The sequence below is a fragment of the Pseudomonas sp. SDO524_S393 genome (assembly GCF_054071875.1).
The window spans coordinates 14,906-26,547 of sequence record NZ_JBSVVZ010000021.1 but is presented as its reverse complement, the minus strand read 5'-3'; the positions used below and the strand labels follow the sequence as shown (position 1 = coordinate 26,547).

The window sequence follows — 11,642 nt, the reverse complement described above, 5'->3', positions numbered from 1 at the left end:
CACAATAAACAAGGCTTTGAGTATCTGCGGTCTGTTGCAAAAAGGTAGTTAATGATGAGCGCAAGGCACTTTCTCTCCCTGATGGATTGCACACCCCAAGAGCTGGTCAGTGTGATCCGTCGAGGCATTGAGCTTAAAGACCTGCGTAACCGCGGCGTACTCTTCGAGCCTTTGAAAAACCGCGTGCTCGGCATGATTTTCGAGAAATCCTCGACCCGTACCCGCGTGTCGTTCGAAGCGGGCATGATTCAGCTGGGTGGCCAGGCCATCTTCCTGTCGTCGCGTGACACCCAATTGGGCCGTGGCGAGCCGATCGCCGACAGCGCCATCGTCATGTCGAGCATGCTCGATGCCGTGATGATCCGTACCTTTGCCCACAGCACCGTGACCGAATTTTCCGCCAACTCTCGGGTACCGGTGATCAACGGCCTGTCCGATGACCTTCACCCCTGCCAGTTGCTGGCCGATATGCAAACCTTCCTCGAACACCGCGGTTCGATCCAGGGCAAGACCGTGGCCTGGATCGGCGACGGCAATAACATGTGCAACAGCTATATAGAAGCGGCGATCCAGTTCGACTTCCAGCTGCGCGTCGCCTGCCCTGAAGGCTATGAGCCTGATGCACGCTTTCTGGAGCAGGCCGGTGATCGCGTCACGATCGTGCGCGACCCGCGAGAAGCCGTGACCGGCGCCCACCTGGTGAGCACCGACGTCTGGACCTCCATGGGCCAGGAAGACGAAACCACCAAGCGCCTGGCGCTGTTTGCGCCGTTCCAGGTTACCCGTGCCCTGCTTGATCTGGCCGCGCCGGACGTACTGTTCATGCATTGCCTGCCCGCCCACCGTGGCGAAGAAATCAGCCTCGACCTGCTGGACGACCCGCGTTCGGTCGCCTGGGACCAGGCCGAGAACCGCCTGCACGCACAAAAGGCCCTGCTTGAATTCCTCGTTGCACCGTCGTACCAGCAGCCATGAGCCAGCCACTGTTGCTGAACCTGCGCAATCTGGCATGCGGCTATCAAGACCAACGGGTGGTACAGAACCTCAGCCTGCACCTCAATGCCGGCGACATCGGTTGCCTGCTCGGCTCCTCGGGCTGCGGCAAAACCACCACACTGCGCGCGATTGCCGGTTTCGAGCCGATACATGAAGGTGAAATCAGCCTGGCAGGCGAGGTGATCTCCAGCGCCGGCTTCACCCTGGCCCCGGAGAAACGCCGGATCGGCATGGTGTTTCAGGACTACGCGCTGTTTCCTCACCTTAGCGTGGCCGACAACATCGCCTTCGGCATTCGCAAGCACCCTCAAAAGGACCGAGTGGTGGCCGAGTTGCTGGAGCTGGTCAACCTGAAGAATCTGGGCAAGCGTTTCCCCCACGAGCTTTCCGGTGGTCAGCAACAACGCGTCGCCCTCGCCCGCGCCCTGGCTCCCGAGCCACAACTGCTGTTGCTGGATGAACCCTTTTCCAACCTCGATGGCGAACTGCGGCGCAAGCTCAGCCATGAAGTGCGCGACATTCTCAAGGCGCGTGGCACCAGCGCAATCCTGGTAACCCACGACCAGGAAGAAGCGTTCGCCGTGAGTGATCAGGTGGGTGTGTTCAAGGAGGGTCGTCTCGAGCAGTGGGATACGCCCTACAACCTCTATCACGAACCCCACACGCCTTATGTCGCCAGCTTTATCGGCCAGGGTTATTTCATCCGTGGCCAATTGAGTTCGCCGGAATCGGTCTCTACCGAACTGGGCAACCTGCGTGGCAACCGCGCCTACAGTTGGCCAACCGGCAGCGCCGTGGATGTCTTGCTGCGCCCGGACGACATCGAATATGCGCCGGACAGCACCCTGCAAGCTCGGATCGTCGGCAAGACCTTCCTGGGCGCGTCGACACTGTATCGACTGCAACTGCCGACCGGTGCGCAACTGGAATCGATTTTCCCCAGCCATGCAGACCATCCGGTCGGGGCCGACGTGGGCATTCGTGTGGCCGCCGAACACCTGGTGCTGTTTCAGGCAACGTAGGCGCGAGCCTACGCCCGACCGATTTCCGCGAATTTGGCCTGGGTATGTTCAGCCAGCACTGCTGCCGGCAGCTCGACTTCCAAGCCCCTTCTCCCGGCACTGACGAAGATCGTCGCAAAAGGCTGCGCCGTCACATCGATAAACGTGCGCAGCCGCTTCTTCTGCCCCAGCGGGCTGATCCCACCCAACAGATAACCGGTCGAGCGTTGCGCCGCCGCCGGATCGGCCATCTCGACTTTCTTCACGCCAGCGGCATGCGCCAAGGCTTTCAGGTCGAGGCTTCCGACGACCGGCACCACTGCCACCAGCAGCTCACCTTTTTCACTGCTGGCCAGCAGGGTCTTGAATACCTGCGCCGGGTCGAGCCCCAATTTTTCCGCAGCCTCCAGCCCGTACGACGCCGCCTTGGGGTCGTGCTCGTAACTGTGGACGCGATGTTCGGCGCGAACTTTCTTCAACAGATCCAGTGCGGGGGTCATGAACACTCCGGGCATGACAGACAGAAGGCCAATTCTAGGCCAACGCCCTGCAAAACGCTCTAGTGCGGCCCCTTAAGCGCGAATGCTGGAAAAAAACCTGCATGATCATTCACCAGACCAATAGTTTGAAAATGACCAATGGTTCACTTTCGACCTTTGACAGCCATCTTTCTTGTCTATATTTTTTCGTTTACGAATACCGCAGGAAAACTCCTACGGTCTCATAGCTATCCTCCGTATCAGGGATGGGGATCCCGGCTACGGTGTACAGCGCGCAAGGCCCGTTGCGGCCAGGCGCCAGACAAGAAAAACAACTGAGGCTTTCAATGACTACTGCTCTTCAACAGCCCTCGCTTTCGAGCCAATGCATGGCCGAATTCCTGGGGACTGCGCTACTGATCTTCTTCGGCACCGGATGTGTCGCTGCGCTCAAGGTCGCGGGTGCCAGCTTTGGCTTGTGGGAAATCAGTATCATCTGGGGGGTTGGCGTCAGCATGGCGATCTACCTGAGCGCCGGCATTTCCGGGGCCCATCTCAACCCCGCCGTCAGTATTGCCCTGTGCATTTTCGCTGACTTCGACAAACGCAAACTGCCCTTCTATATCCTTGCGCAGATCGCGGGCGCCTTCTGCTCTGCTGCGCTGGTGTACACGCTCTACAGCAACCTGTTTTTCGATTACGAACAAGCCCATCACATGGTGCGTGGCTCCCAGGCCAGCCTGGAGCTGGCCTCGGTCTTTTCCACCTACCCGCACGCTCTGTTGAGTACGGCCCAGGCTTTCCTGGTGGAAATGGTCATCACCGCCATCCTGATGGGCGTGATCATGGCGCTTACCGACGACAACAATGGCCTGCCACGCGGCCCGCTGGCACCGCTGTTGATCGGCCTGCTGATCGCCGTGATCGGCAGCGCCATGGGCCCGCTTACCGGCTTTGCGATGAACCCCGCACGGGATTTCGGGCCCAAGCTGATGACCTTTTTCGCTGGCTGGGGTGAAATGGCATTCACGGGTGGCCGGGATATTCCTTACTTCCTGGTTCCTATTTTCGCGCCGATCGTTGGCGCATGCCTGGGCGCCGCCGCTTATCGTGGGCTGATTGCCCGCCATCTGCCGAGCGCCACACCTGCTATAGCTGAAACACCTGACACGGCTGTCAACGGCAAGACCCGCACCTCCTGATAGCGCCAGCCTGGTTCCGACTGCCCTCTCGCGGTCCAGGCTGATGACCGACTTACCTATTTTCGCCCAAGGCAATCGACATGACCGACCTCCAGAACAAGAACTACATCATTGCCCTTGACCAGGGCACCACCAGTTCCCGGGCGATCATCTTTGATCGTGACGCCAACGTGGTCTGCACTGCCCAACGTGAATTCGCCCAGCACTACCCGCAAGCCGGTTGGGTCGAACATGATCCGATGGAAATTTTCGCCACCCAGAGCGCGGTGATGGTCGAGGCCCTGGCACAAGCCGGCCTGCACCATGACCAGGTCGCCGCCATCGGCATCACCAACCAGCGCGAAACCACGGTGGTGTGGGACAAGGTTACTGGCCGCCCCATTTATAACGCCGTGGTCTGGCAGTGCCGTCGCAGCACCGAAATCTGCCAGCAGCTCAAGCGCGACGGCCACGAGCAGTACATCAGCGAGACCACGGGCCTTGTGACCGACCCGTATTTCTCCGGCACCAAGCTCAAATGGATCCTCGACAACGTCGAAGGCAGCCGTGAACGCGCACGCAACGGCGAGCTGCTGTTCGGCACCGTCGACAGCTGGCTGATCTGGAAATTTACCGGCGGCAAGACCCACGTCACCGACTACACCAACGCCTCGCGCACGATGCTCTTCAACATCCACACCCTGGAATGGGATGCGAAGATGCTGGAGATCCTGGATATCCCTCGGGAAATGCTGCCGGAAGTGAAGTCATCGTCGGAGATCTACGGTCGCACCAAAAGCGGCATCGCCATCGGTGGCATCGCCGGCGACCAGCAAGCGGCCCTGTTCGGCCAAATGTGCGTCGAAGCTGGCCAGGCCAAGAATACCTATGGCACCGGCTGCTTCCTGCTGATGAACACCGGCGACAAGGCGGTGAAATCCCAGCACGGCATGCTCACCACCATTGCCTGCGGCCCACGCGGCGAAGTGGCCTACGCCCTGGAAGGCGCCGTCTTCAACGGCGGCTCCACCGTGCAGTGGCTGCGCGATGAGCTGAAGATCATCAACGATGCCCTCGACACCGAATACTTCGCCAACAAGGTCAAGGACAGCAATGGTGTGTACCTGGTGCCGGCCTTTACCGGCCTGGGCGCCCCCTACTGGGACCCCTACGCCCGTGGCGCGCTGTTCGGCCTGACCCGTGGCGTACGCGTGGATCACATTATTCGTGCAGCCCTGGAGTCGATTGCCTACCAGACTCGCGACGTCCTCGACGCCATGCAACAGGACTCCGGCGAACGCTTGAAGGCCTTGCGCGTGGATGGCGGTGCCGTGGCCAACAACTTCCTGATGCAATTCCAGGCCGACATCCTCGGCACCCAGGTCGAGCGCCCGAAAATGCGCGAAACCACCGCATTGGGCGCCGCCTACCTGGCAGGCCTGGCCTGTGGTTTCTGGGGCAGCCTGGAAGAACTGCGCGGCAAGGCGGTGATCGAACGCGAATTCGAACCTCAGCTGGATGAGGCGGCCAAAGAGAAGCTCTACGCCGGTTGGCAGAAAGCGGTCAGCCGCACCCGCGACTGGGAACCCCACGAAGACGCCGAATAAGCCAAGCGCCGGACCGGGTTGGGGTTGTAACTGGCAGGGAGCGGATTCCTGCGTCATCATGGGCCACTTTTGTATGGCAGCCCAAAGGACGCCCCATGAATCTGCCTCCCCGCCAGCAACAAATCCTCGAACTGGTCCGCGAACGCGGCTACGTCAGTATCGAGGAAATGGCGCAGCTGTTCGTTGTCACCCCGCAAACCATTCGCCGCGACATCAACCAGTTGGCCGATGCCACCTTGTTGCGCCGCTACCACGGTGGCGCCGCGTATGACTCCAGTGTCGAAAACACCGCCTACGCCATGCGTGCCGACCAGATGCGCGACGAGAAACAGCGCATCGGCGAAGCCATTGCCGCACAAATCCCGGATCACGCCTCACTGTTCATCAATATCGGCACCACCACCGAATCCATCGCCCGTGCGCTGCTGAACCACAGCCACCTTAAAATCATCACCAACAACCTCAACGTCGCCGCGATGCTCAGCGCCAAGGATGACTTCGATGTGCTGCTCACCGGCGGCAACGTGCGTCGTGACGGTGGCGTGGTGGGCCAGGCCAGTGTCGACTTCATCAACCAGTTCAAGGTCGACTTTGCCTTGGTAGGCATCAGCGGCATCGACGAAGACGGCAGCCTGCTGGACTTCGATTATCAGGAAGTACGGGTGTCCCAGGCGATCATCGCCAACGCGCGCCAAGTGATCCTGGCGGCGGACTCCAGCAAATTCGGGCGCAATGCCATGATTCGCTTGGGGCCGATCAGCCTGGTGGACTGCCTGGTGACCGACCAGCAGCCGGTGCCGGCACTGGTTCAGCTTTTGAACCAGCACAAGGTTCGGTTGGAAGTCGTGTAACCCTGTGGTGAGCGGGCTTGCCCCGGGGCAAGTCCGCTCACCACATCCGTCGGTTGCCTCTCCTGCAAATGTTCACAAATTTTCTTTTCTCGGCCTTTCGATGAGTTTTTTCAATCGAAGTCGAGTGGCTGTGCCCGCGTTTATCGGCTACCATTTTCGCAAATGAACATTAATGTTCGAATTCAAATACGAAAAATCGCGAGGCCAGCCGATGAACCCTTCTACCTTGCCTGCTCCACCGCTCGCCGAAGTCTATGACGTGGCCGTTATCGGCGGCGGGATCAATGGCGTCGGCATTGCGGCAGACGCAGCCGGTCGCGGTTTGTCGGTATTCCTTTGCGAAAAGGACGACTTGGCCAGCCACACCTCTTCCGCCAGCAGCAAGTTGATCCACGGCGGCCTGCGCTACCTGGAACATTACGAATTCCGTCTGGTGCGCGAAGCCCTGGCTGAACGTGAAGTGCTGCTGGCCAAGGCCCCGCATATCGTCAAGCAAATGCGCTTCGTGCTGCCGCATCGCCCGCACCTGCGTCCGGCCTGGATGATCCGCGCCGGCCTGTTCCTGTACGACAACCTGGGCAAGCGCGAAAAACTCGAAGGTTCGAAAAGCCTCAAGTTCGGTGCGAACAGCCCATTAAAAAGCGAAATCACCAAGGGTTTCGAGTATTCCGACTGCTGGGTCGACGACGCCCGCCTGGTAGTGCTCAACGCCATGGCCGCCCGCGAGAAAGGTGCTCATATCCACACCCGTACCCGCTGCGTGAGTGCCCACCGCAGCAAGGGCCTGTGGGAAATGAACATGGAACGCGCCGACGGTAGCCTGTTCTCGATCCGTGCCAAAGCGCTGGTGAATGCCGCCGGTCCATGGGTCGCCAAATTCATCAAGGATGACCTGAAGCTGGATTCGCCCTACGGCATCCGCCTGATCCAGGGCAGCCACCTGATCGTGCCCAAGCTGTACGAAGGCGCCCATGCACACATTCTGCAGAACGAAGACCAGCGCATTGTCTTCACTATCCCCTACCTGAACCACCTGACGATCATCGGTACCACCGACCGCGAATACACCGGGGACCCGGCGAACGTGGCGATTACCGAAGGCGAAACGGACTACATGCTCAAGGTGGTCAATGCCCACTTCAAGAAGCAACTGAGCCGCGACGACATCGTCCACACTTATTCCGGCGTGCGTCCGTTGTGCAACGACGAATCCGATAACCCGTCGGCGATCACCCGTGACTACACCCTGGCACTGTCCGGCGCGAAGGGCGAGGCGCCGATCCTGTCGGTGTTCGGCGGCAAACTGACGACCTACCGCAAACTCGCGGAATCCGCGATGACGCAGTTGGCGCCCTACTTCACCCAAATGCGTCCGAGCTGGACCGCCAAGGTCAGCTTGCCCGGTGGCGAAGACATGACCACGCCGGAAGTCCTGGCCGAGGCCATTCGCAGTCGATTCGACTGGGTGCCGAGCGAAATCGCACGCCGCTGGTCCACCACCTATGGCAGCCGAACCTGGCGTCTGCTGGAGGGCGTGCAATCGCTGGCCGATCTGGGTGAACACCTCGGTGGCGGCCTGTACACCCGCGAAGTGGATTACCTGTGCGCCGAAGAGTGGGCCACCCAGCCTCAAGACGTACTGTGGCGGCGCACCAAGCTCGGCCTGTTCACCACGCCGCAGGAACAGGACAATGTGCAGCGCTACCTGTCCCAGGTCGAACAGAACCGCAGCAAGATCGAAGCGGCCTGACACCGCAGCTCACAGCAGCGACCCCGTTCGACAAAAACCAGAAACGCCGCGCTTATCCCGATGAGCGCGGCGTTTTTGCGTTTCCACAGGCAATTTAGCCCTGACGGAAGCGCCAACATCGCATTCGGTTTTCCGAACGCCATATCCGACACCATTCGGTTTGCCGGACCCATGGTTGAGCCAACAGCCGTCACACAAAGTTAATCTCCATATAAATCAAACGTTTAATCATTTTGTTCAGGTCTGGCACGAGTCATGCTCTACACTCCTTGACGATTGCCTGGGGCGTCTCAGCAGCCGTCACGGGCATTAGCTGTACAAAGAGAGCCGTTTAGCCGGCTTCATAAAAAAAACAAATGTCGAGGAAGTATTGATGCGCATCGTTCCCCATATCCTGGGCGCAGCTATCGCTGCTGCTCTGATCAGCACTCCAGTTTTCGCCGCAGAACTCACCGGCACGCTGAAGAAAATCAACGACTCCGGCACCATCACCCTCGCTCACCGCGACAGCTCCATTCCGTTTTCCTACATCGCGGATGGTTCGGGCAAACCCGTCGGCTACTCCCACGACATTCAGCTGGCTATCGTTGAAGCCCTGAAAAAAGACCTGAACAAGCCCGACCTGAAGACCAAGTACAACCTGGTCACCTCGCAAACCCGTATCCCGCTGATCCAGAACGGCACCGCGGATATCGAATGCGGCTCCACCACCAACAACGCCGAGCGCGCCCAGCAAGTTGACTTCACCATCAACATCTTCGAAATCGGCACTCGCCTGCTGGTCAAGAAAGGCGCTGACGGCAAGGCGAGCTACAGCGATTTCGCTGACCTCAAAGGCAAGAACGTCGTGACCACCGCCGGTACCACGTCCGAGCGCATCATCAAGGCGATGAACGCCGACAAGCAGATGGGCATGAACGTCATCTCCGCCAAGGACCATGGCGAGGCCTTCCAGATGCTGGAAAGCGGCCGCGCCGTTGCCTTCATGATGGACGACGCCCTGCTGGCCGGTGAAGAAGCCAAGGCCAAGAAGCCGGACGACTGGGTCATCACCGGTACTCCGCAGTCCTTCGAAGCCTACGCTTGCATGGTTCGCAAAGACGACCCAGCGTTCAAGAAGGCCGTGGATGACGCCATCGTTGGCCTGTACAAGTCCGGCGAAATCAACAAGATCTACAGCAAATGGTTCGAAAGCCCGATCCCACCGAAAGGCCTGAACCTGAACTTCCCGATGAGCGAAAAGGTCAAGGATCTGATCGCGAACCCAAGCGACAAACCAGCGCCAGACGTAAAAATCTGATACCTGACTAAGCTTATCTCCTGAGGGAGCCAACCCCTCCCTCAGGCGTCTGTTACTACCTGCTGGCTGTACTGTGGAACACTCGACCTGGCGGTTTTCGAGCCGATCGCGTGTGCCTGGCGTTCACCGCCAGGCGGGAAAGGATCTTCCCCAAGCGGGTGCTTGTACATCGATCGATCTTGAGGGGAGACCCTAATGAATTACAACTGGGACTGGGGCGTGTTCTTCAAGTCCACCGGCGTGGGCAGCGAGACTTATCTCGACTGGTACATCGCCGGCCTGGGCTGGACCATTGCCATCGCTATCGTGGCATGGATTATCGCCTTGCTGCTGGGCTCCATTCTGGGGGTCATGCGCACCGTGCCAAACCGCATCGTATCGGGCATCGCGACCTGCTACGTGGAACTGTTTCGTAACGTGCCGCTGCTGGTTCAGCTGTTCATCTGGTACTTCCTGGTACCCGACCTGCTGCCGCAAAACCTGCAGGACTGGTACAAACAAGACCTCAACCCGACCACCTCGGCCTACCTGAGCGTCGTGGTCTGCCTGGGCCTGTTCACCGCCGCCCGTGTGTGTGAGCAAGTGCGCACCGGCATCCAGGCGTTGCCACGCGGCCAGGAATCCGCGGCCCGCGCCATGGGCTTCAAGCTGCCGCAGATCTACTGGAACGTGCTGCTGCCCCAGGCCTACCGGATCATCATTCCGCCGCTCACCTCGGAATTCCTCAACGTCTTCAAGAACTCCTCCGTGGCGTCCCTGATCGGCTTGATGGAACTGCTGGCACAAACCAAACAGACTGCCGAATTCTCGGCCAACCTGTTCGAAGCCTTCACCCTGGCCACGCTGATCTACTTCACCCTGAACATGAGCCTGATGCTGCTCATGCGCCTGGTCGAGAAGAAAGTCGCCGTGCCCGGCCTGATCTCCGTGGGGGGTAAATAATGGACTTCGATTTCAGCGGCATCATCCCCGCTATCCCGGGTCTGTGGAACGGCATGCTCATGACCCTGCAACTGATGGTCATGGGTGTGATCGGCGGTATCGCCCTGGGCACCATCCTGGCGCTGATGCGCCTGTCGTCCAGCAAGCTGCTGTCCCGCGTGGCCGGCGCCTACGTGAACTACTTCCGTTCGATCCCGCTGCTGCTGGTGATTACCTGGTTCTACCTGGCGGTCCCGTTCGTGCTGCGCTGGATCACCGGCGAAGACACCCCGATCGGTGCGTTCACCTCCTGCGTCGTGGCCTTCATGATGTTCGAAGCCGCGTACTTCTGTGAAATCGTACGGGCGGGCGTGCAGTCGATTCCCAAGGGCCAGATGGCGGCGGCACAGGCCATGGGCATGACCTACGGCCAGACCATGCGCCTGATCATCCTGCCGCAGGCGTTCCGCAAGATGACCCCGTTGCTGCTGCAACAGTCGATCATCCTGTTCCAGGACACCTCGCTGGTCTACACCGTGGGCCTGGTGGACTTCCTCAACTCCGCCCGCTCCAACGGCGACATCATCGGCCGCTCCAACGAGTTCCTGGTCTTCGCCGGTGTCGTCTACTTCATCATCAGCTTTTCCGCCTCGCTGCTGGTCAAGCGTCTGCAAAAAAGGTTTGCCGTATGATCTCTATCAAGAACATCAACAAGTGGTATGGCGACTTCCAGGTGCTGACCGATTGCAGCACCGAGGTTAAAAAAGGCGAAGTGATCGTGGTGTGCGGGCCGTCCGGTTCGGGCAAATCCACCCTGATCAAGTGCGTCAACGCGCTGGAACCGTTCCAGAAGGGCGACATCGTCGTGGACGGCACCTCCATCGCCGACCCGAAGACCAACCTGCCGCAACTGCGTTCGCGCGTGGGCATGGTGTTCCAGCACTTCGAACTGTTCCCGCACCTGACCATCACCGAGAACCTGACCATCGCGCAGATCAAGGTGCTGGGCCGCAGCAAGGAAGAAGCCACCAAGAAAGGCCTGCAACTGCTCGACCGCGTGGGCCTGTCGGCACACGCCCACAAGCACCCGGGCCAACTCTCCGGCGGCCAGCAGCAACGTGTGGCCATCGCCCGCGCCCTGGCCATGGACCCGATCGTCATGCTGTTCGACGAACCGACCTCGGCCCTCGACCCGGAAATGGTCAACGAAGTGCTCGACGTAATGGTGCAACTGGCCCACGAAGGCATGACCATGATGTGCGTAACCCACGAAATGGGCTTCGCCCGTAAAGTGGCCGACCGCGTGATCTTCATGGACGCCGGCAAGATCATCGAAGACTGCCCGAAAGAAGAGTTCTTCGGCGACATCAACGCCCGCTCCGAACGCGCGCAGCACTTCCTTGAGAAAATCCTGCAGCACTAAGCCCTACAAAGCTTCCACTGTAAAAACCGGGCCCATGTGGGAGCGGGCTTGTGTGGGAGCTGGCTTGCCTGCGATGGCATCACCTCGGTACCCCTGTGATACCGAGGCGTCTGCATCGCGGGCAAGCCCGGCT

The 11,642-nt window shown here is 59.8% G+C and carries 11 protein-coding genes; 10 read left to right on the top strand and 1 reads right to left on the bottom strand.

The annotated features are described in order from the left end of the window. Positions 1-54: 54 nt before the first annotated feature. Both argF and ACW9IB_RS11680 read left to right on the top strand, forming a co-directional pair. On the top strand, positions 55-975 hold the full coding sequence (argF, locus tag ACW9IB_RS11685) for an ornithine carbamoyltransferase (protein WP_457365059.1): 921 nt from the start codon (positions 55-57) through the stop codon (positions 973-975). Next, positions 972-2,018: an ABC transporter ATP-binding protein gene (locus ACW9IB_RS11680; protein ID WP_457413736.1), complete on the top strand. Its 1,047-nt coding sequence runs from the start codon at positions 972-974 to the stop codon at positions 2,016-2,018. The genes argF and ACW9IB_RS11680 overlap by 4 nt, the downstream gene beginning before the upstream one ends. A gap of 8 nt (positions 2,019-2,026) precedes the next feature. Here the strand turns inward: ACW9IB_RS11680 and ybaK are convergent, their stop codons facing one another. Further along, on the bottom strand, positions 2,027-2,497 hold the full coding sequence (gene ybaK, locus ACW9IB_RS11675) for a Cys-tRNA(Pro) deacylase (RefSeq protein WP_457365061.1): 471 nt from the start codon (positions 2,495-2,497) through the stop codon (positions 2,027-2,029). Positions 2,498-2,823: 326 nt separating this feature from the next. Here ybaK and ACW9IB_RS11670 point away from each other — a divergent pair, with 326 nt between their 5' ends. The 8 genes from ACW9IB_RS11670 (at position 2,824) to ACW9IB_RS11635 (ending at position 11,509) form a co-directional block, all read left to right on the top strand. Then, positions 2,824-3,678 (top strand): MIP/aquaporin family protein, encoded by an 855-nt coding sequence (locus tag ACW9IB_RS11670; RefSeq protein WP_457365062.1) that lies wholly within the window; start codon positions 2,824-2,826, stop codon positions 3,676-3,678. A gap of 80 nt (positions 3,679-3,758) precedes the next feature. Further along, on the top strand, positions 3,759-5,264 hold the full coding sequence (gene glpK / locus ACW9IB_RS11665) for a glycerol kinase GlpK (RefSeq protein ID WP_457365063.1): 1,506 nt from the start codon (positions 3,759-3,761) through the stop codon (positions 5,262-5,264). A 95-nt stretch (positions 5,265-5,359) separates the two neighbouring features. Beyond that, positions 5,360-6,115 (top strand): DeoR/GlpR family transcriptional regulator, encoded by a 756-nt coding sequence (locus ACW9IB_RS11660; protein ID WP_457365064.1) that lies wholly within the window; start codon positions 5,360-5,362, stop codon positions 6,113-6,115. Between the two features lie 211 nt (positions 6,116-6,326). Next, positions 6,327-7,865, top strand: coding sequence for a glycerol-3-phosphate dehydrogenase (gene glpD, locus ACW9IB_RS11655; RefSeq protein WP_457365065.1), 1,539 nt, complete (start codon positions 6,327-6,329; stop codon positions 7,863-7,865). A gap of 373 nt (positions 7,866-8,238) precedes the next feature. Continuing rightward, the gene (locus tag ACW9IB_RS11650) at positions 8,239-9,165 is read left to right on the top strand and encodes a glutamate/aspartate ABC transporter substrate-binding protein (RefSeq protein WP_457413735.1); all 927 of its coding nucleotides are present in this window, start codon (positions 8,239-8,241) and stop codon (positions 9,163-9,165) included. 195 nt (positions 9,166-9,360) lie between these two features. Then, complete coding sequence (locus tag ACW9IB_RS11645; RefSeq protein ID WP_457413733.1) at positions 9,361-10,107, top strand: amino acid ABC transporter permease; 747 nt, start codon at positions 9,361-9,363, stop codon at positions 10,105-10,107. Next, positions 10,107-10,778 carry an amino acid ABC transporter permease gene (locus ACW9IB_RS11640; RefSeq protein ID WP_457365068.1) on the top strand — a complete coding sequence of 224 codons (672 nt, stop codon included), beginning with the start codon at positions 10,107-10,109 and terminating at the stop codon, positions 10,776-10,778. Before ACW9IB_RS11645 ends, ACW9IB_RS11640 begins: the two co-directional genes overlap by 1 nt. Beyond that, positions 10,775-11,509 (top strand): amino acid ABC transporter ATP-binding protein, encoded by a 735-nt coding sequence (locus tag ACW9IB_RS11635; RefSeq protein ID WP_457413732.1) that lies wholly within the window; start codon positions 10,775-10,777, stop codon positions 11,507-11,509. Before ACW9IB_RS11640 ends, ACW9IB_RS11635 begins: the two co-directional genes overlap by 4 nt. Positions 11,510-11,642 lie beyond the last annotated feature (133 nt).